We start from the raw sequence: 20,685 nt of genomic DNA, 5'->3' as shown, positions 1-20,685 counted from the left end.
CACACGGGGGGAGATCACGCGCTTCCTTGTTTTCGTCCATTTTCAACGTCGCAAGGGCAGCGACACGCTGAAACTGCCAATCTCCCCCCTTGTGGGGGAGATGTCCGGCAGGACAGAGGGGGGCGCGACAGAGCGCTTGCCGAGGCAATTATCTGGAGGGCCCCATGAACATTCTCGAACGCTATCACGCCATGGAATACGGTCCGGCGCCGGAAGCCCGCAACGAGGCCGACGCCTGGCTTGCCGCGCGCGATTTTTCCAAGGCATTGTTCATCGACGGCACCTGGAAGGCGGCTGGGGGCGGCAAGACCTTCGAGACCAGCGAGCCTTCTTCCGGCAAGCTGCTGGCCAAGGTTTCGGACGCGGGCGCCGCCGACATCGACGCGGCGGTCGCGGCGGCCACCAAGGCGCTGCCGAAATGGTCGGCCTCCTCGGGCTATACCAGGGCAAAAGTGCTCTATGCCATCGGCCGCGCCATGCAGCGCCACCAGCGCCTGCTCGCGGTGCTTGAGACAATCGACAATGGCAAGCCGATCCGCGAGAGCCGCGACATCGACGTGCCGCTGGCGATCCGCCACTTCATCCATCATGCCGGCTGGGCGCAGGCGCTGGACAGGGATTTCCCCGGCCACAAGGGCGTCGGCGTCGTCGGCCAGATCATCCCGTGGAACTTTCCGCTCTTGATGCTGGCCTGGAAGATCGCGCCGGCGCTGGCCGCCGGCTGCACGGTGGTGCTGAAGCCGGCCGAGTTCACGCCGCTGACAGCCATCCTGTTCGCCGAAATCTGCGAACGCGCCGGCGTGCCGAAAGGCGTCGTCAACATCGTGCAGGGCGGCCCGGAAGCGGGTGCGGCCATCGTCAAACACCCCGGCATCCAGAAGATCGCCTTCACCGGGTCTTCCGAAGTCGGCAAGATCATCCGCAAGGCTACCGCCGGCTCGGGCAAGAAGCTGTCGCTGGAGCTTGGCGGCAAGTCGGCCTTCATCGTGTTCGAGGATGCCGATCTCGACAGCGCCGTCGAAGGCCTGGTAGACGGCATCTGGTTCAACCAGGGACAGGTGTGCTGCGCCGGTTCGCGGCTGCTGGTGCAGGAAGGCATCGCCGACGCCTTCATCGCCAAGGTCAAGGTCAGGATGAGCCGGCTGCGCGTCGGCAGCCCGCTGGACAAGAACACCGATATCGGCCCGCTGGTCGATCTGACGCAGCTCGATCGCGTCAAGGGCCTGGTCGCCGAGGGCGCAAAACAGGGGGCGGTCTGCTGGCAGCCGGATGCGGCGCTGCCCTCATCCGGCTATTACCATCTGCCGACCCTCGCTACCGGCGTTTCGCCGGCTAATATTCTCGCCCAGGAAGAAGTGTTCGGCCCCGTTCTGGCGACCATGACGTTCCGCAACACCGAGGAAGCGATCGAGCTCGCCAACAACACCCGCTATGGCCTTGCCGCTTCGGTGTGGAGCGAAAACGTCAACCTCGCTTTGCACGTCGCACCGCAATTGAAGGCCGGCGTGATCTGGGTCAACGGCACCAATATGTTCGACGCCGCCTGCGGCTTCGGCGGCTACCGCGAGAGCGGTTTCGGCCGCGAGGGCGGGCGCGAAGGCATGTTCGAATATCTCACGGCAAAGCTGCCGCTCGGCCCGGTCATCAAGCCGGCGACAGTCTCGGCACAACCCGTTGAACAGGCCGATGGCGCAGCAATCGACCGGACGGCAAAACTGTTCATCGGCGGCAAACAGGTTCGGCCCGATGGCAACTACTCGCTGGCGGTTGTCACCGCCAAGGGCAAGCTTGCCGGCGAAGTCGGCTTGGGCAACCGCAAGGATATACGCGATGCCGTCTCCGCGGCGCGGGCCTGCAAGAGCTGGCCGGAGGCGACCGCCTACAACCGCTCACAGGTGCTCTACTATCTGGCGGAAAACCTCTCCGGCCGGGCGGAGGAGTTCGCCGCCCGTCTCGTCCAGCTCACGGGCGCGACCGCCAAGGCGGCACGCGAGGAGGTCGACCAGTCGATCGAGCGGTTGTTTCTCTATGCCGGACTTGCCGACAAGTTCGAGGGGCGCGTGCACCAGCCACCGGCACGGGCGGTGACGCTGGCGCTGCATGAGCCGGTTGGCGTCGTCGGCATCGTCGCGCCCGACAATCAGCCGCTGCTCGGGTTCATCTCACTGGTCGCGCCGGCGCTGGCAATGGGCAACACGGTGGTCGCGGTGCCTTCGGAGCGCCATCCGCTGCTCGCCACCGATCTCTATCAGGTCATCGAATATTCCGACGTGCCTGCCGGCGCCATCAACATCGTCACCGGACGCACGGCCGAACTTGCCGGCGTGCTGGCCAAGCATGACGATGTCGACGGGCTCTGGCTGTTCGCCGATGCCGACACCTGCGCCAAGGCGGAGGTCGAGTCCGTCGGCAACCTCAAACGTATCTGGAGCGGCAATGGCCGTAGCCTCGACTGGGCCTCGGAAGAAGCCGCTGGCGATGTTTTGCTGCGCCGCGCCGTCGAGGTGAAGAACGTCTGGGTGCCCTACGGCGACTGACGTTCCATGCTGTCACGATGGAGATCGGGTTCGGGCTTGACGCTCGGGCTTATGTTCTTTAACGAGAAAAAACATCTTTATCTGTGAACTGACAGAGCAGGCCACATCATGGCCTGTGACTGGCACATGACGCCTTCGCAGGCCGCCGATAAAGGCAGTTAACCCAGAAGGAGAACAGCATGGCGGATCTGGCAGGCAAGGTCGTCGTCATCACGGCAGCGGCGCAAGGCATCGGCAAGGCAAGCGCGCTGGCCTTCGCCAAGGCAGGTGCCGTGGTCCACGCCACCGACATCAACGAGACGCTGCTGGCGGAACTCGCCAAGACCGCAGGAATCAAGACCCGCAAGGTCGACGTGCTCAATGACGAGGCGGTCAACACCGCCTTCGCCGGGATCGGCCGCGTCGACGTGCTGTTCAACTGCGCCGGTTTCGTCCACTCCGGCTCGATCCTGGAGATGAAGGACAGCGATCTCGATTTCGCTCTCAACCTCAACGTCCGCGCCATGATCCGCACCATCCGCGCCGTGCTGCCCGGCATGCTGGAGCGCGCAGACGGGTCGATCATCAACATGGCCTCGCTGGCGAGCTCGCAGAAGGGCGTGCCGAACCGTTTCGCCTATGGTGTCACCAAGGCTGCGGTGATCGGCCTGACCAAGGCAGTCGCGGCCGACTATGTCGGCAAGGGCATACGCTGCAACGCCATCTGCCCTGGTACGGTCGAGAGCCCGTCGCTGCAGGATCGCATGCACGCGCAGGGCGATTATGAAGCCGCGCGCGCCGCCTTCATCGCGCGCCAGCCGATGGGCCGGCTCGGCACGCCGGAGGAAATCGCCGATCTGGCCGTCTATCTGGCCGGCGCCACCTACACATCCGGGCAGGCCTACAATATCGATGGTGGCTGGTCGATCTGACCGGATCGAGGAGTCTGAAAATCCCGCTCACCGGCGATCACTATATGGTGTCCGCGCTTGCCCTGGATCAGGCCGGTGGTACGGTCCGCCGGCTTCCCCAACGGGAGCCATTCGTTTCGGTGAAGAGTTTGCAAAAGGCCGCGAGGCCGCAACCAGGAGAAGGGTTTAAATGAAACTGCTGCGCTATGGCGAGGTGGGGAGCGAACGTCCCGGCCTGCTCGATGCGGATGGGACGATCCGCGACCTCTCCGCCCATGTCGCCGACATTGCCGGCACCACGCTTCACCCGGCCTCACTGGAGATGCTGTCCAAGCTCGACGCAAAGTCGCTGCCGGCGGTTTCCGGCAAGCCGCGGCTCGGCGCCTGCGTTGCCGGCACCGGCAAGTTCATCTGCATCGGCCTCAACTATTCCGATCACGCCGCCGAGACCGGCGCCACCGTGCCGCCGGAGCCGATCATCTTCATGAAGGCCAGCTCGGCCATCGTCGGACCGGACGATGACGTGCTGATCCCGCGCGGCTCGGAAAAGACCGACTGGGAGGTCGAGCTCGGCGTGGTCATCGGCAAAACGGCAAAATATGTCAGCCAAGCCGATGCGCTCGATTATGTCGCCGGCTACTGCGTCGCGCACGATGTCTCCGAGCGCGCCTTCCAGGCCGAGCGCCAGGGCCAATGGACCAAGGGCAAGAGCTGCGACACGTTCGGCCCGACCGGCCCATGGCTGGTGACCAAGGACGAGGTCTCGGATCCGCAGAACCTGAAGATGTGGCTGACCGTCAACGGCAAGACCATGCAGAACGGCTCGACGAAGACCATGGTCTACGGCGTCGCCTATCTTGTGTCCTATCTCAGCCAGTTCATGTCGCTGCATCCCGGCGACATCATTTCGACAGGCACGCCGCCCGGCGTTGGATTGGGCATGAAGCCGCCGGTGTTCTTGAAGGCCGGCGACGTGGTGGAGCTGGGCATCGAAGGGTTGGGCCAGCAGAAGCAGACGTTCAGGGCTGACGCATAACTTTCACGAGTCGCGCCGCCCCTCATCTGGCTGCCGCCATCTTCTCCCCGTAAAACGGGGAGAAGGACGCTGTCGTTGCTGCTTTCGCCAATCGCCGGCGCTGGAGCTATCTTCCTTCTCCCCGTCACTATACGGGGAGAAGGTGCCGGCAGGCGGATGAGGGGCAGCGCCAACCTATGTTGCGATACTACTTCAGCACCTTCCCATCCGCGCCAAACCGATAGGTCTTCGCCGGATCCGGCGTTGCATAAAGTGTCGCCCCCGGCTCGGCGTCATAAACACCGAAAATGCGCACGGTGATCAGCCCGGCCTTCTCGCAGTCGAGATAGAGATTGGTGTCGGCGCCGAGGTGCTCGGCATGCACTACCGTGCCTTTCCAGGCGCCGGATTTCGGGTCGACAGTCAGATGCTCCGGCCGCACGCCGATGCTCTTGGCGGTTTCCCCAAGCCTGGCGCCGTCGATGAAGTTCATCTTCGGCGAGCCGATGAAGCCCGCGACAAATTCGTTCGCCGGCGAATTGTAGAGTTCCATCGGTCCGCCGATCTGCTCGATTTTCCCGGCATTGAGCACCACGATCTTGTCTGCCAGCGTCATCGCCTCGACCTGGTCGTGGGTGACGTAGATCATCGTCGCCTTGAGGCGGCGATGCAGCTGCGCGATTTCCAACCGCGTATTGACGCGCAGTGCCGCGTCGAGATTGGACAAAGGCTCGTCGAACAGGAACAGCTTTGGCTCGCGCACCACGGCGCGGCCGATGGCGACGCGCTGACGCTGGCCGCCGGAGAGTTCCGCGGGACGCCTTTCCAGATAAGGCTCAAGCGACAGCATGGACGAAGCGATGCCGATGCGGCGGTCGATCTCGGCCGCCGGCGTGCCGGCCTGCTTGAGGCCAAGGCCCATATTGTTCTTCACCGTCAGGTGCGGATAGAGCGCATAGGTCTGGAACACCATGGCGATGCCGCGCTTGGCCGGCGGCGTGGCCGAGACATCCGCGCCATCGATGACCACCCGGCCCGAGGTCGAATCCTCCAGCCCGGCGATCACCCTCAGCAAAGTCGACTTGCCGCAGCCCGAGGGGCCGACGAAGACGACGAATTCGCCATCCGTTACTTCGAGGTCGATGCCCTTCAGCACCTCGACCGGGCCGAAAGCCTTCTTCACGTTTTCGATCTTCAGCGAGCCCACGGCAGTCCTCCAAATTGATAAGTGGGCGCCAGGGCACCCCCCTCTGTCCTGCCGGACATCTCCCCCTCAAGGGGGAAGATTGGCAGCTTTGACGCTGACACACTCTTGTTGACGTTTGTGATCGGCGAAGGCCATGCCGACAGCTGATCTCCCCCCTTGAGGGGGAGATGGCCGGCAGGACAGAGGGGGGCGCCGTAGAGCGCAACCCCTGCCGATAGCTCCCTTTTCACAATCGCACCGCCTTCCCGCTGCGCACGCTCTCATCGGCGGCAAGGCAGACGGCGAGCGATTTCACGGCGTCGTCCATATGGCGGGTGAGATCGATATCCTCGCGGATCGCCTTGAGGACAAAAGCCTGTTCGAGATCGCAGAGATCCTGGTGGCCGGGTTCACCCTCCATCGACAGCATCTCGTCCGGCTTGGTGAACGTGCCGTCCGCGCCGGTTTTCGCACTGTGCAGGCGGATGGTCGACGTCTTGGTGTGGGTGTCGATGTCATCGGACTTAACGCCTTCCTTCATGACGATCGACACGCAGCCCGTCGGCGAGATGACATCTTTGACAAAGAACGCGGTCTCCGAAATCATCGGTCCCCAGCCGGCCTCGTACCAGCCGACCGAGCCGTCATCGAACAGCACCTGGAGGTGGCCGTAATTGTACATCGTGGGCGCCACCTCCTCGGTCAGCCGCACGCCCATGCCGCGCACCTCGACCGGCCTGGCGTCGGTGATCTGCAGCATGACGTCGAGATAATGCACGCCGCAGTCAACGATCGGCGAGGTCGTGCGCATCAATTGCTTGTGCGTCTCCCAGGTGTGGCCGGAGGATTGCTGGTTGAGGTTCATGCGGAAGACATAAGGGCCGCCGAGCTTGCGCGCCTCGGCGATCAGCCTGATCCAGGACGGGTGGTGGCGCAGGATATAGCCGATCACCAGTTTCCTGCCGTTGGCCTTAGCGGCCGCGACGACGCGGTTGGCGTCAGCCACCGTCGTCGCCAGGGGCTTTTCGACGAAGACATGGCAGCCGGCCTCGAACGCCCTAACCACATAGTCGGCGTGGCTGTCGGAATAGGTGGCGATGCAGGCGACATCGGGCTTTTCGTCGCGCAGCGCATCGTCGAAGGAGCGCCTGATGCCGTAGCCCGACAGCCCATCCGGCAGCGGCACGTCAGAGCGGTTGATCAACGCGGCGATCTCGAAGCCCGGATTGGTGTGATAGGCGAGCGCATGGCTGCGGCCCATATTGCCGAGGCCGGCGACGACGACACGAAGGGGGGATTCAGAGTTCACGGAGCTGCTCCAGATATCCTGATTTCTCTTGAGAGGGTGTCACCCCACCCGGCGCTACGCGCCGACCTCCCCATCGAGGGATGGTAGGACGTCGGCGTGACCCCCGCCACGCTCAAAGAGGCTTCTCCGAAACGTGTCCCTTGGCCGTCGTGAATGAAGCCGTGACCTTCGACCTCCCCTTGATGGGGAGGTCGGCGCGAAGCGCCGGGTGGGGTGAAGGCTCCAACAGAGATTTGTCCGCTCACTTGACGGCTCCTGACGTAATGCCGCGGATCAGCTGCCGCGAGAAGATGACGTAGAGGATCAGCACCGGCATGATCGCCAGCGAGAGCGCGGCCAGGATGGCGTTCCAGTTGGTGACGAACTGGCCGAGGAAGAGCTGCGCGCCGAGGGTCACAGTCTTGGTCTCTTCCGACGGCGCCAGGATCAGCGGGAACCACAGATCGTTCCAGATCGGGATCATGGTGAAGACGGCGACTGTCGCCATCGATGGCCGCACCAGCGGCAGCACCAGCCGGAAGAAGATGGTGTATTCCGACAGGCCGTCGATGCGGCCGGCGTTCTTCAGGTCGTCCGACACCTGCCTCATGAATTCCGACAGAATGAAGACGGCCAGCGGCAGGCCTTGCGCGGTGTAGACCAGGATCAGCGCCGTCAGCGTGTTGACCAGCCCGCTCGCCACCATCAATTGCAGGATGGCGACGGTGGCCAGCCGGATCGGGATCATGATGCCCAGCGCCAGATAGAGGCCCATCAGCGTATTGCCGCGAAAACGGTATTCCGACAGGGCGAATGCCGCCATGGCGCCGAACAGCAGCACGAAGAACAGCGAGGCGACCGTGACGACGAGGCTGTTCTGGAAGTAGTGGATGAAGTCGCCCTGGCCGATCACCGTGGTGTAGCCGATCAGGTCGAAGGTCTTTGGCGTCGGCGGCGTCAAAGGCGCGCCGAAAATGCCGGCGCGGGATTTGAACGAATTCATGATGACAAGGATCACCGGGAACAGCGCGATCGCCGTGTAGGTCAACAGGACCGCATGGGCGCCGATCGTGCGGGGCAGCGAACGGGTGGCGGTGCTCATTGGATGGTCTCCTGAGGAGCTACTTTGCCGAGGAACAGCACCCAGCCACCCCCCTCTGGCCTGCCGGCCATCTCCCCCGCAAGGGGGGAGATTGGCAGCTTTGGCGCCGACACATCTCCTGCATCGCTGGTGGCTGGCGAAGGCCGTGACAACAGCTGATCTCCCCCCTTGCGGGGGAGATGTCCGGCAGGACAGAGGGGGGTGCTCGAGCTCGACATATCGCCCCCTAAAACTGATATCGACGCAGGCGCGTCTGGATGAGGAAGAGGTAGACGCAGACACCGCCGAGGATGATCAGGAACATGATCGTGGCGATGGTCGCGCCCATATTGGGGTCGCCGACCTGCAGCTGGAAGCCGAAGAATGCGCGGTAGAGGAAGGTGCCGAGAATGTCGGTCGAATAATTCGGCCCGGCGAGCGCGCCCTGCGCGGTGTAGATCAGGTCGAAGGCGTTGAAATTGCCGACGAAGGTCAGGATCGAGATGATGCCGATCGAGGGCAGGATCAGCGGCAGCTTGATCTTCCAGAACTGCGACAGGCCGGTGATGCCATCGCATTCCGCCGCCTCTATGACCTCATTGGGGATCGACAGCAGCGCGGCGTAGATCAGCATCATGGGGATGCCGACGAACTGCCACACCGAGACCAGGCTAAGCGCGGTCAGCGCATACTGCTCCTTGCCTAGCCACGGCGTGAACAGGCTTTTGAGGCCGACCAGATCCATCATATGCGGCGCTACGCCCCACAGCGGCGACAGGATCAGCTTCCAGGCGAAGCCGACGATGACGAAGGACAGGATGGTCGGCACGAAGATCGCCGTGCGGTAAAAGGCCGAAAAGCGCAGCCTGGGACTGGACAGAAGTGCGGCCAACAGTACGCCGATCGGATTCTGCACCAGCATGTGGATGATGAAGAACCAGACATTGTTGCGCAGCGCATTCCAGAAATTCACCGACCAGTTTGGATCGCCGAACAGGGTGCGGAAGTTTGCCAGCCCGACGAAGACCTGGGATTGCTCGATGTTGCGGAACAGCGACAGCTGCAAAGTGCCGGCGAGCGGCAGGATCATGATCGCCGTATAGACGAGCACCGCCGGCGCCAGGAAGACGGCGATATGCCAGCGGATCGGTCTTTTCGGTCGTGCTTGTGCGGCCATGAGTTCGGTCCCCACCGATCAGGTCTGGGAAAATGCTTTCGACAACAGCGCTGCCCCTCATCCTTACCCTCTCCCGGTGAAGAACGGAGAGAGGAGGTCGCCAGCGTTGCGGCAACTCCCTTTCTCACCGTCACTGTACGGGGAGAAGGTGCCGGCAGGCGGATAAGGGGCGGCGCCGTCCTTCGCAGTCGATGCTATCGAAAAACGCTGGGCCGTCCACTTGGAACGGCCCAGCTCATTGCCCGAGCCTTACTTGGCGGGCTTGTACCAACTGTCGAGGCCGTCCTGCAGCTTCTTGGCAGCGGCTTCCGGCGTATCGGTGCCGTTGATGACATTGGCCGATTCGACCCAGGTCTCGTTCTCGAGGTTCGGCGTGCCGCGCGACAGGATCTGGTAGGTCGAGCGAATCGTCGACTTGCACTTGCCGCGCCAGGAGACGAATTCCTGCGCCAGCGGGTCTTCCATCTTCACCGGCGAGGAGTTCAGGCTGAAGAAGCCCGGCAGCGCGTTGGCGTAGATGGTGGCGAAATCCGGCGAGGCCACCCAGGACAAGAAGGTCTTGGCCGCATCCGCATGCTTGGAGCCCGCATTCAGGCCCATGCCGATATCGGTATGGTCGGAGATGTAGCAGGTATCGCCGGCCTTCTCGACCGGCGGCGGGAAGGCACCCATCTTGAACTGGGCCTGAGTGTTGAACAGGCCGATTTCCCACGAGCCGGCCGGGTAGATGGCGGCGCGGCCGAGCGTGAACAGGTTCTGGCTGTCCGGATAGGTCTGCGCCTCGAAGCCGTCGCCGAGATAGGGCTTCCACTTGGCCAGTTCCTCATAGGGCGCGACCCAGTCCTTGTCGGTCAGCTTCTGCTCGCCCTTGATGAGGGCCGCACGGCCTTCCTCGCCCTTCCAGTAGTTGGGGCCGATGTTCTGGTAGCCCATGGTCGCGGCTTCCCAGAGATCCTTGGTGCCCATCGCCATCGGGATGTAAGTGCCGTCGGCCTTGATCTTGTCGAGCGCGGCGAAGAACTCGTCACGGGTCTCCGGCACCTTGATGCCGAGCTTGTCGAAGGCGTCCTTGTTGTAGATGAAGCCATGGATGACCGACGCCATCGGCACGCAGAAGGTCGCCTTGCCGTCGTCGGTCTGCCAGGCGGACTTGGCCACCGGCGAGAAGTTGTCCATGCCCGGCAGCGAGGAGAGGTCCGCGAGATTGCCCTTCTTGAACAGCTCGAGCGACTTGTCGAACGGGCGGCAGGTGATCAGGTCGCCCGCCGAACCGGCGGCGAGCTTGGCGCCGAGAGCCGCGTCATATTCGGTCGGCGCCGAGGGCGCGAACACCACCTTGATGCCGGGGTTCTTGGCTTCGAAAGCCGGGATCAGCTTGTCCTTCCAGATGGCAAGGTCGTCGCCGCGCCAGCTTTCGATGTTGAGCGTTACGTCCTCGGCGTAAGCCACCCCGGCGGAGCCGAGAATGCTGGTGCCCAGAAGCAGTGCCGTCAGTAGTTTCGTTGTCATGCTCAGTCTCCCTGTTGACCTTTTTCAGGTTCGGTTTTGATGAGAACAGAGGCGTTGCGCCCCTTGCTCCCCTCGCAAGCCTGCTTCACCCCGATGGACACCGGGATGAAACAGGCTCTATTTCTTTGTTCGAGCATGATCTTTTCCGAGAAGCGGTCTCCACTTTTCGGGATCATGCCCCAGCGCGGAAAGGGCCGGCCGCAGCTTCTGGCCGGCCTCTTCCAGTATCTGCTGCGCCGTGTCGGCGCTGTCGGCGCCGGCGGCAAGCAGAATGGCGGTCTTGACCGCACCGCCGCTCTTTTCGAGCAAACGGGCCGCGTCGTCGCGGCTGCCGCCGCTGATGGCCGCGACGATCCGCGCCGCGCGGTCGCGCAGCTTGCTGTTGTCGGCCATGAGATTGACCATGTAGCCGTCATGGACATGGCCGAGATGGATAGCGGCGAGCGTCGACAGCATATTGAGGGCTATCTTCTGGGCCGTGCCGGCGCCCATGCGCGTCGAGCCGGCGATCACTTCCGGCGGCGTTTCGAGCAGGATGGCGGTTCCAGACAGACGCAGCAGAGCCGAGTCCCGGTTGTTGGCGATGCCGATGGTGGCCGCACCGCGACGGGCGGCTTCCTCGATCGCCCGCAGTGCATAGGGCGTCGTACCACTGGCCGAGATTGCGATCAGGCAGTCGCCCTTGCCAATGCCGGCGTTGGCGACCGCTGTCGCGGCCTCCTCTTTATCGTCTTCGGGGCCGCCGGCCAGCGTTCTGAAGGCCTCATCGCCGCCGGCGATCAGGATGGCGATGCGGTCGCGACGGATGCCGAAGGTGCCAGGCAGTTCCAGCGCATCGGCAAGCGCCATCAGGCCGGAGCTGCCGGCCGCGGCATAGGCGAGCTTGCCGCCGCCCTTCAGGCTACCGGTGATGATCTCGGCCGCTTCGGCGATGGAGGGAATGGCGTTGCGCACAATCTTCGCCGCCTCGACCTGCGCATCGGCCAGCGAAGCAAGGATCGCTTCGGGAGCCTGGATATCCAGCCCCTCAGCATTCCTGTGCAGCGCTTCGGTGCGCGTTTCGGCCATCCCAATTCCTCCAATTCGGAAAACAATACCAAAAAAATACCACTTGTCCACACGCATTAACGAATTCGCCGCACCGAAATCGCTGGCGCAGGTAAATGGCCAAGTTTTTCAGTGAAATACGCTCTAATCTTTTTTGCAGCGGAAATTAACCCTTGGCTATTGGTATTTTATTGGTATTATCGGCCTGGAGGAGAAATCACGTGAAATTCGTGCTTGGCATCGATGGCGGCGGCACCAGCTGCAGGGCGGCCCTGGCAATGGCGGACGGCACGGTGCTCGGCCGCGCCAAAAGCGGCGCCGCCAACATCCGCACCGACCTGACCGGCGCCCGGTCGAACATCGTCGAGGCGGCGCGGCAAGCCTTTGTCGCGGCTGGCCAGGATTCGGACCTGATCCCGCAAACACCGGCCATTCTCGGCCTCGCCGGCGCCAATGTCGGCACCTACCGGCAGCAGCTCGAGGCGATCCTGCCGTTCAGCACCAGCCGCGTCGAAACCGATGCCGAAATCGCGCTGGAAGGCGCGGTCGGTTCCGGCGACGGCGCCATGGCGATCCTCGGCACCGGCACCGCCTATATGGCGCGCAAGAACGGCAAGTCGCGTGCCATCGGCGGCTGGGGCTTCCAGGTCGGCGACCAGGGCAGCGGCGCCCGCATCGGCCGCGACCTGCTCGAACAGACCCTGCTTGCCCATGATGGCGTGCGCGCGCGCACGCCGCTGACCGATAGCATGATGGCCGTGTTCCGCGACAATCCGGAGGATGTGGTCGAATTCACCACCAATGCCAAGCCCGGCGATTTCGGCGGCTTCGCCCCCAAAGTGTTCGAACATGCCGAAAAAGGCGACGCGGTCGCCAACTGGATCCTCGACAAGGCAGTCGCCGATGTCGAGGCCTCGCTCGGCGCGCTGGAATTGGCGGACGACGCGCCGCTCTGCCTGCTCGGCGGGCTGGCGCCGCTCTACGCGCCGCGCCTGTCTGCACGCTACCGGGCGCTGCTTCGGGAGCCGCTCGACGATGCGCTCGGCGGCGCCGTGCAGATGGCGGTCCGCCTGTTCGCGCCGAGGGGAGCGGCTCGATGAGCGACGCCGCCGACCAGATCTTCGCCGCGCTGAAACAGTCCTCGCAAAGCGGTGCGCCGCTCTACCTACAACTGCGCAAAAGCATTGAGGATGCCGTCAATCGCGGCCTGATCGGGCCCGGCGACGCGCTGCCTTCCGAGCGCGACATCGCCATCAAGGCCGATATTTCGCGTGTCACCGTGCGTAAGGCGGTGCAGGACCTCGTCAAGGGCGGCATCCTGGTCCAGCGCCACGGCTCCGGCACCTTCGTGGCGCCGCGCATGGAGCGGGTCGAGCAGTCGCTGTCGCGGCTGACCTCCTTCACCGAGGACATGGCGCGGCGCGGCATGGTTGTGCGCTCGGCCTGGCTCGACCGCGGCCTTTACGCGCCCTCGCCCGACGAGATGATGGTGCTTGGCCTGTCGTCGAACGAATTGGTGGCGCGCGTGGCGCGCCTGCGCATAGCCAACGACACGCCGCTGGCGATCGAGCGCGCCTCGCTGTCGGCCAGCGTGCTGCCGGACCCCGCTGGAATTGGCTCCTCGCTCTACGCAGCCCTGGAATTGACCGGCAACAGGCCGGTGCGCGCGGTGCAGCGCATCTCGGCCGCCAATCTCGGCGACGGCGACGCGCGCCTGCTCGAAGTGCCGCCGGGCATTGCCGGCCTGCACATCGAGCGTATTTCCTATCTGGCGAGCGGCAAGGTGATCGAGTTCACCCGCTCCATCTACAGGGGCGACGCCTATGATTTCGTCGCCGAACTGCGGCTGACAGGGCCGAGCGAAGAGGGCCGACCATGACGACCGAGCCGAACAAATCGACGGAGCCGACCCATATGCGGCGCGAGATCGAGGAGATCCCGCAAGCCGTCGCCCGCCTGCTCGACGGTTCCGGTGCCGTACTTTCCGAGGCCGGCCGCGGCATTCGCGAGCGCGACCCGCATTTCGTCGTCACCGTGGCGCGCGGCTCGTCCGACCATGCCGCTACTTTCATGAAATACGCGGTCGAACTCACCGCCGGTCTTGCGGTGGCTTCGGTCGGGCCTTCCATCGCTTCGATCTATGGCCGCAAGCTCAGGCTCGGCGGCTCCGCCTGCCTGGCCATCTCGCAGTCGGGCAAGAGCCCCGACATCGTCGCCATGGCCGAAACCGCACGGGCAGGTGGCGCGCTGACCATCGCCGTCACCAACACCGCCGATTCACCGCTGGCGCGCGCCTCGGACCATGCGATCGACATCCTGGCCGGGCCCGAGCGCAGCGTCGCGGCGACCAAGACCTTCGTCAATTCCGCTGTCGCCGGCCTTGCTCTGATGGCGCATTCCACCGGCGACGAAGCGCTTCTCAAGGCGCTTGCCCGCTTGCCCGAGCATTTCGGCAAGGCGATCGCCTGTGACTGGATGAGCGTGCTCGTCGAAACGATCGAAAAGCAGAAGTCGCTGTTCATCCTCGGCCGCGGCCCATCCGCGGCGATGGCCAACGAAGCGGCGCTGAAATTCAAGGAAACCTGCGGCATGCATGCCGAGGCCTACAGTGCTGCCGAAGTCATGCATGGCCCGCTGGCGCTGATCGGCCCCGATTTTCCGGTGCTGGCCCTGGCCGCGCGCGACGCATCCGAACCGTCCGTGGCCGAAGCCGCCGACAGCCTGGCGGCCAAGGGGGCGCCGGTCTTCGTCACCTCGATGCTGGCGAACAAGGCCACACGCCTGCCGCATGTCGCCACCGGCCATCCACTGACCGATCCGCTGACGCTGATCGTGTCCTTCTACGTGTTCGTCGAGGCCCTTGCGCGCCACCGCGGCCTCGACCCGGATACGCCGCGCAACCTTCGCAAGGTGACGGAGACCGTATGAGCGACCGTTTCGCCCTGACTGGCGCCCGTATCTTCGACGGCGACGACTGGCATGACGGTCATGCCCTCGTCGTGCGCGACGGTCTGATCGAGGCCATCCTGCCCACCGGCGCGCTTGCCGCGGATATGCGCCGCGTCGACACCGGCGGCGGCATGCTGGCGCCGGGCTTCGTCGACATCCAGGTCAATGGCGGCGGCGGCGTCATGCTCAACGATCATCCCGATGTCGCCTCGATCGAGACCATCTGCCGGGCGCATGCGCCGTTCGGCACCACCGCACTGCTGCCGACGCTGATCACCGATACGGCTGATATCACCGCCGCGGCGATCGCCGCCGGCGAGGCGTCGGCACTGCGGAAAGTGCCGGGGTTTCTCGGGCTGCATCTGGAAGGTCCGCATCTGTCGATCGCCCGCAAGGGTGCGCATGACCCGGCGCTGATCCGGCCGATGACGGACAAGGACGAGGCGATGCTGATCGCGGCGCGAGGCAAGCTCCCGGTGCTGCTCACCACGATCGCACCCGAATCCGTCGAGGCGGCCCGTGTGGCCGCCTTGGCCAAGGCTGGCATCATCGTCAGCCTCGGCCATTCCGACACCGGCTACGCCACGGCAAAAGCCTTCGCCGAGGCCGGCGCCAGCGTGGTCACGCATCTGTTCAATGCCATGAGCCAGATCGGCAACCGGGAGCCGGGACTGGCGGGCGCCGCCATCGACATCGGCGGCCTGTCCGCGGGACTGATCGCCGACGGCATCCATGTCGATCCCGCCACCATCGCAATAGCGCTGCGGGCCAAAGAGGGGCCGGGCAGGATCGTGCTGGTCACCGACGCCATGGCGACGATCGGCACCGACATGACCTCCTTCACGCTCAACGGCCGCACCATCTACCGCAAGGACGGCAGCCTGCGGCTTGCCGATGGAACGCTGGCCGGCGCGGATCTCGACATGATCTCGGCTGTGCGCTTCACTCACCGCAGCGTGGGCGTGGAGCTTTCCGAGGCCTTGCGCATGGCCTCTCTTTATCCGGCGCAGGCGATCGGCCAATCGCACCGGCTCGGCCGCTTCGCCAAGGGCGCCGCCGCCGACATCGTTTCGCTTTCGAACGATCTCGACATCAAAACCGTCTGGATCGGCGGCGACAGGGTTTTTTCGACCAGCGCCGGCGGGCAACGGTGAAAGCCGGCCATGGCTGACGTCGATTGCGTCGTCGCCGGAGCCGGCGTCGTCGGGCTCGCCATTGCCAGGGCGCTCGCCTTGTCGGGCCGCGAAGTGCTGGTTATCGAAAAGGCCGCCTCGATCGGCACCGTCACCAGCTCGCGCAATTCGGAAGTCGTTCATGCCGGGCTCTATTACGCGCCCGGAAGCCTGAAGACGCGTTTCTGCGTCGAAGGACGCGAACGGCTCTATGCCTATTGCCGCGAGCGTGGCATCGGCCATCGACGCACCGGCAAGCTGATCGTCGCCGTCGGACCGGGCCAGCTGCCTCGGCTCAATGCAATCCGGGCCAATGCGGAACAATGCGGCGTCGACGACCTCGACTTGCTGACCGCCGCGCAAGCAGAAAGCCTCGAACCGGCGCTGAGCTGCGCCGGGGCGCTGCTGTCGCCGTCGACGGGCATCGTCGACAGCCAGGGGCTGATGCTGTCGCTGCGCGGCGACGCGGAGGCGGCCGGTGCGTCGTTCGCCTTCCTGACCGCCGTCGCAGCGGCGACGGTCGAGGCCGACGGGATTCGTATCACCACGCGCGATGGCGACGGCGAGACGTTCGCGTTGAAAGCCGGCGCTTTCGTCAACGCCGCAGGGCTCGACGCGCAGGCGCTGGCCGGCCGCATCGAAGGGTTCCCGCAAGAGCTCGTGCCGCCGCTCTGGCTGGCGCGCGGCAACTACTTTTCGCTTTCGGGCCGCTCGCCATTCTCGCGGCTGATCTATCCAGTGCCGGTCAATGGCGGCCTGGGCGTGCATCTGACCCTCGATCTTGGTGGCAGCGCGCGCTTCGGCCCAGACGTCGAATGGATCGGCCAGGCGGACTATACGGTGGATCCCGGCCGCAGCGCGGTCTTCTATGACGAGATCCGGCGCTATTGGCCGGATCTGAGGGACGGCGCCCTGCTGCCGGCCTATGCCGGGATCAGGTCGAAACTATCGGGCCCGAACCAGCCGGCGGCCGACTTCATGGTGCAGGGTCCGGCCGACCACGGCGCGGGCCGGATCGTCAACCTGTTCGGCATAGAGAGCCCGGGCCTGACGGCAAGCCTGGCGCTGGCCGAGCATGTCGTCGGTCTCTTGTTCCCCCGATAGTGCCCAGGCGATCGCACGAAACTGTTCGCGATGCTCCCCGTCCAAACAAGCGGGATGAGGTATCCTTGCCTGGATCGACTTAGCTGGCGGGACTGCTTATGGAAAAAAGATCCTTGTAGGTATCGCGCAGCAGATTCTTTTGCACCTTGCCCATGGTGTTGCGCGGCAATTCGTCGACGAAGACCACGCGCTTGGGATGCTTGTATTTCGCCACGCGCGCGGCAATGGCATTGAGTATCTCGGCAGCGGTGACGGTCGAAGCCGGCGAGCGAACCACGACGGCCGTTACGCCTTCGCCGAAATCGGGATGGGCAACGCCGATGACGGCACTTTCCAGGACGCCGTCAAGCGCGTCGATCTCGCTCTCGAGCTCCTTGGGATAGATGTTGTAGCCGCCCGAGATGATCAGGTCCTTGCCGCGGCCGACGATGTGGACATAACCGTCGGGGTCGATCATGCCGAGATCGCCCGTGATGAAGAAGCCGTCGGCGCGGAATTCCGCTTTGGTCTTTTCCGGCATGCGCCAGTAGCCGGAGAAGACATTCGGCCCCTTGACCTCGATCATGCCGACCTCGCTTTGGGCAAGCGGCCTGCCAGTGTCGGGGTCGGCGATGCGCAACGACACGCCGGGCAAGGGAAAGCCGACGGTGCCGGCGCGGCGCTCGCCATCATAGGGGTTCGAGGTGTTCATGTTGGTCTCGGTCATGCCGTAGCGCTCGAGAATGGCGTGGCCTGTGCGCTCGCGCCAGGCCCTGTGCGTCTCGGCCAGCAGCGGCGCCGAGCCGGAAACGAACAGGCGGATGTTTCTTGCCGCCTCGCGGGTCAGCCCGTCCTGCTGCAAGAGCCGGACATAGAAGGTCGGCACGCCCATCAGCGCCGTGGCGTCCGGCAAGAGCGCGACGACGCGCCCTGCGTCGAATTTCTGCTCGAACAGCATCGAGGCGCCGGCCATCAGGATGACGTTGGTGGCGACGAACAGCCCATGGGTGTGGAAGATGGGCAGCGCGTGGATCAGCACATCGTCTGATCTGAAGCGCCAATAGTCGACCAGCACGCGCGCATTCGAGGCGAGGTTCTCGTGGCTGAGCATGGCCCCTTTCGAGCGGCCGGTCGTTCCCGACGTGTAGAGGATCGCCGCAAGATCGTCGGGACCGCGCGCGACGTCGTGGAAGTCGGGCGATTGCCGCGACGCCTGGTCCGCCAGCGATCCTTCGCCCTTGCCGTCGAGGGTGACGGCAAGGGCTCCGCATTTTTGCGCCAGGGCTTCGATGTCGGCTGCCCGTGCCGGATCGCAGACGACCAGCCGGGGCTCGGCGTCGCCGAAGAAATAGGCGAGTTCGGCCAGCGTATAGGCGGTGTTGAGCGGCAGGAAGACGGCGCCGGCACGCAGGCAGGCGAGGTACAGCAGCATAGCTTCCGGGCTCTTCTCGACCTGCACCGCGACCCGGTCGCCGGGCTCGACGCCAAGTTGCAAAAGCGCGTGCGCCAGTTGCGCCGAGCGCGCCAGCATGTCGCCATAGGTCAGCACGCGGCCGTCATCCGTTCGCATCAACAGGCGTCCGGGCTTCGGCATCCGGGACCGGAAAATGTCGAACAGATGATTGCTCATGAGGTCTTCCTGCGTCTGGCGGCCAAAGGCATGCATCCGACGGAGCCGGGCCTGTCTTCCGGTTCGGCCGCTTGCACGGCGCCAGACTGTTGGTGGTTCTTGCCGACCCGTCAAGCCCGCAAGGGCGGCTCCACGCGGCCGCCATGATCATGTCGCCGGCGAAAAGCGGAAGGCCTCGGCGGTGGGGGGCAAAGGCTTGGGGCGCGATGCGGCGCTACCGTGGGGTGCGCTCGGCCCTGGCGCTGGCCGGCTCTGATGCTTCGACCTGCTTGAAGCGCTCCATGCACATGGCTGCCGTCAGGCGATAGTGATTGAGCAGGGCTTCGACCGCGGCGTCGGCATTACCGTCCAGCGCATTTTCCGCGATCAGGCGGTGCTCCGCAAAATCGTCGCGCTGGATGCCTTCGCCGTTACTGGCCATTCGGCGGTAGCGGTAGGCGTGATCGGAAAGCTGGTCGCAAAACCCCACTAGCCATCGCGACCGGCAGGCCGAGATCAGCGCACGGTGGAAAGTGCGGTGCAGTCTCTCCCAGTCCGGATTGAGCGACGACAGATCCGTTGGCATGAGACGTGAGGTGCGCCCCAACCGATGCAACGCCAGAACCAGCTGTTCTTCCCATTCGGCGGTGCGGTGGGCGATGGATTCGCGAAGCGCCCGTTCCTCGAGCCAGCAACGGGTACGCGTCAATTCCTCGAGCTCTGCAGCGCTGACCGGCATGATGAAGAAGCCTCGCTGGTCATGCCGACCGAGAAGCCCTTCCGAGGCCAGGCGATTGAGAGCCTCACGAACCGGGGAAGCGCCGGCGCCATATTTGGAAACAACCCACTCAACCCGCAGCTTGCTCTCGGTTTCAAAGGCGCCCCGCAGAAGATCGGCACGGAGTTGATGATAGACAGTGCTGGCGAGCGTACTCTTCGAGCCTGTGCCGTCGTCATTCAGATTGGCAGCTGCGTATGTCAAAATCGGCTCCTTGTCCCCAAATCTGGTCCTGGGCAATTCGAGTCCGAGAAACAGTTCCCTTTCCGTACACGTACCCTACCGCGCGCGCCTCGACGCGCTCAAGCGGGAGATCGCGTCATTGTACTTTAGAACAAAGAAATATGCACGATCCTATATCTGGTCGAACGAAATCGTGTTCGGCTACAACCGGCGGAAATTTAACGTGTTTATATGCAGGATCACCTGTTCTTCCGTGCCTCCGCGCGAACCTCTTTTCTGTCGCGCGCAAAAGACACCGAACAGTGGGACCGAATCAGGCCTTTTATCCTGCCCATGGCTTTTGTCGCGGGGCCAGCCGCAGCGAAGCGCGCAGTGCAGGCCCCCGGGGTTGACCACGTGGGGAGATCCTGGCCTCCATCGGTTCCTTGTGCGGTGCTTTTAGCCGGCTGCCTTGTCGGCCGCCGTCCTGATCGCCCCGATATTTGCCCGGTACGCTTCCACGCTGCCGCCCTTGAAGATGGCGGCGCCGGCCACCAGCACATCGGCGCCGGCGGCGGTCACCAGCGGCGCGGTTTCGGGCGACACGCCGCCGTCGATCTCGATGCGGATCGGCCGGCCGCCGATCAGCGCCTTGACCCGCCTCACCTTGTCGACGATTGCCGGAATGAAGGCCTGGCCCCCGAAACCCGGGTTGACGGTCATGATCAGGATCAGGTCGAGCCTGTCGAGCACGTATTCGATCGCACTTTCCGGCGTTGCCGGATTGAGCGAAACGCCGGCCTTCTTGCCGAGATTCCTGATCGTCTGCAACGAGCGGTCGAGATGCGGCCCGGCCTCGGCATGCACCGTCATGCCGTCGCAACCGGCCTCGGCGAAGGCGGCCAGATAGGGATCGGCCGGCGCAATCATCAAATGGCAGTCGAAGAAAGCCTTGGTGCGATTGCGGATCGCCTTGATCACCGGCGGGCCGAAGGTGATGTTGGGGACGAAATGGCCGTCCATCACATCGAGATGGATCCAGTCGGCGCCGGCTGCCGTGACGGCTTCGACCTCGTCGCCCAGCTTCGAAAAGTCTGAAGCCAGCACCGAAGGTGCGATCAAGGTTTTTTTCGTCATGATGACGGGGCCTTTCCGAGCGCCTTTTTCATCTGATCACTGCCTAAAGCGCAGCCGCTGACTTG

Annotated in this window: 17 protein-coding genes; 8 read left to right on the top strand and 9 right to left on the bottom strand. The window is 64.3% G+C overall.

Features of this window, described 5'->3' with window-relative positions:
- The first annotated feature begins 164 nt into the window (after positions 1-164).
- The 3 genes from FJ490_RS10325 to FJ490_RS10315 all read left to right on the top strand — a co-directional run bounded on the left by FJ490_RS10325 (position 165) and on the right by FJ490_RS10315 (position 4,463).
- Positions 165-2,537, top strand: a complete 2,373-nt coding sequence (locus tag FJ490_RS10325; protein ID WP_140728779.1) for an aldehyde dehydrogenase family protein — start codon at positions 165-167, stop codon at positions 2,535-2,537.
- Positions 2,538-2,716: 179 nt separating this feature from the next.
- On the top strand, positions 2,717-3,448 hold the full coding sequence (locus tag FJ490_RS10320; protein WP_140625250.1) for an SDR family oxidoreductase: 732 nt from the start codon (positions 2,717-2,719) through the stop codon (positions 3,446-3,448).
- A gap of 169 nt (positions 3,449-3,617) precedes the next feature.
- Positions 3,618-4,463: a fumarylacetoacetate hydrolase family protein gene (locus tag FJ490_RS10315; RefSeq protein WP_140514225.1), complete on the top strand. Its 846-nt coding sequence runs from the start codon at positions 3,618-3,620 to the stop codon at positions 4,461-4,463.
- A 187-nt stretch (positions 4,464-4,650) separates the two neighbouring features.
- Here the strand turns inward: FJ490_RS10315 and FJ490_RS10310 are convergent, their stop codons facing one another.
- The 6 genes from FJ490_RS10310 to FJ490_RS10275 form a co-directional block, all read right to left on the bottom strand.
- Complete coding sequence (locus tag FJ490_RS10310; RefSeq protein WP_140491591.1) at positions 4,651-5,649, bottom strand: ABC transporter ATP-binding protein; 999 nt, start codon at positions 5,647-5,649, stop codon at positions 4,651-4,653.
- Positions 5,650-5,875: 226 nt separating this feature from the next.
- Complete coding sequence (locus FJ490_RS10300; protein WP_140728777.1) at positions 5,876-6,937, bottom strand: Gfo/Idh/MocA family oxidoreductase; 1,062 nt, start codon at positions 6,935-6,937, stop codon at positions 5,876-5,878.
- Between the two features lie 241 nt (positions 6,938-7,178).
- Positions 7,179-8,018, bottom strand: a complete 840-nt coding sequence (locus FJ490_RS10295) for a carbohydrate ABC transporter permease (RefSeq protein WP_140728776.1) — start codon at positions 8,016-8,018, stop codon at positions 7,179-7,181.
- A 226-nt stretch (positions 8,019-8,244) separates the two neighbouring features.
- Positions 8,245-9,174, bottom strand: a complete 930-nt coding sequence (locus FJ490_RS10285) for a sugar ABC transporter permease (protein ID WP_140524307.1) — start codon at positions 9,172-9,174, stop codon at positions 8,245-8,247.
- 249 nt (positions 9,175-9,423) lie between these two features.
- Positions 9,424-10,683, bottom strand: coding sequence for an ABC transporter substrate-binding protein (locus FJ490_RS10280; RefSeq protein ID WP_140491603.1), 1,260 nt, complete (start codon positions 10,681-10,683; stop codon positions 9,424-9,426).
- Between the two features lie 117 nt (positions 10,684-10,800).
- Positions 10,801-11,751 carry an N-acetylmuramic acid 6-phosphate etherase gene (locus FJ490_RS10275; RefSeq protein WP_140728775.1) on the bottom strand — a complete coding sequence of 317 codons (951 nt, stop codon included), beginning with the start codon at positions 11,749-11,751 and terminating at the stop codon, positions 10,801-10,803.
- Positions 11,752-11,951: 200 nt separating this feature from the next.
- Here FJ490_RS10275 and FJ490_RS10270 point away from each other — a divergent pair, with 200 nt between their 5' ends.
- The 5 genes from FJ490_RS10270 to FJ490_RS10250 are packed head-to-tail and all read left to right on the top strand — an operon-like array spanning position 11,952 to position 16,955.
- On the top strand, positions 11,952-12,830 hold the full coding sequence (locus FJ490_RS10270) for an N-acetylglucosamine kinase (RefSeq protein WP_140728774.1): 879 nt from the start codon (positions 11,952-11,954) through the stop codon (positions 12,828-12,830).
- Positions 12,827-13,609, top strand: a complete 783-nt coding sequence (locus FJ490_RS10265; protein ID WP_140491609.1) for a GntR family transcriptional regulator — start codon at positions 12,827-12,829, stop codon at positions 13,607-13,609. The genes FJ490_RS10270 and FJ490_RS10265 overlap by 4 nt, the downstream gene beginning before the upstream one ends.
- Positions 13,606-14,658: an SIS domain-containing protein gene (locus FJ490_RS10260; RefSeq protein ID WP_140491611.1), complete on the top strand. Its 1,053-nt coding sequence runs from the start codon at positions 13,606-13,608 to the stop codon at positions 14,656-14,658. The genes FJ490_RS10265 and FJ490_RS10260 overlap by 4 nt, the downstream gene beginning before the upstream one ends.
- A complete protein-coding gene (nagA, locus tag FJ490_RS10255; RefSeq protein ID WP_140728773.1) occupies positions 14,655-15,833 on the top strand; it encodes an N-acetylglucosamine-6-phosphate deacetylase in 1,179 nt (392 codons plus the stop codon). The genes FJ490_RS10260 and nagA overlap by 4 nt, the downstream gene beginning before the upstream one ends.
- Positions 15,834-15,842: 9 nt before the next feature.
- On the top strand, positions 15,843-16,955 hold the full coding sequence (locus FJ490_RS10250; RefSeq protein ID WP_140728772.1) for an NAD(P)/FAD-dependent oxidoreductase: 1,113 nt from the start codon (positions 15,843-15,845) through the stop codon (positions 16,953-16,955).
- A gap of 79 nt (positions 16,956-17,034) precedes the next feature.
- On the opposite strand, the gene FJ490_RS10245 is transcribed toward FJ490_RS10250, so the two are convergent.
- From FJ490_RS10245 to rpe, 3 genes are all read right to left on the bottom strand, one after another.
- Entirely contained in the window at positions 17,035-18,564 is a 1,530-nt protein-coding gene (locus FJ490_RS10245) for a malonyl-CoA synthase (protein WP_140728771.1), read from the bottom strand.
- A gap of 214 nt (positions 18,565-18,778) precedes the next feature.
- Positions 18,779-19,525 carry a GntR family transcriptional regulator gene (locus FJ490_RS10240; protein ID WP_140514205.1) on the bottom strand — a complete coding sequence of 249 codons (747 nt, stop codon included), beginning with the start codon at positions 19,523-19,525 and terminating at the stop codon, positions 18,779-18,781.
- A 417-nt stretch (positions 19,526-19,942) separates the two neighbouring features.
- Complete coding sequence (rpe, locus tag FJ490_RS10235; RefSeq protein WP_140514203.1) at positions 19,943-20,620, bottom strand: ribulose-phosphate 3-epimerase; 678 nt, start codon at positions 20,618-20,620, stop codon at positions 19,943-19,945.
- Positions 20,621-20,685 lie beyond the last annotated feature (65 nt).

The sequence above is a fragment of the Mesorhizobium sp. B2-5-11 genome (assembly GCF_006440835.1).
GTDB lineage: Bacteria > Pseudomonadota > Alphaproteobacteria > Rhizobiales > Rhizobiaceae > Mesorhizobium.
The sequence above is the reverse complement of the archived record's forward strand: the minus strand, read 5'-3'. Positions and strand labels throughout refer to the sequence as shown.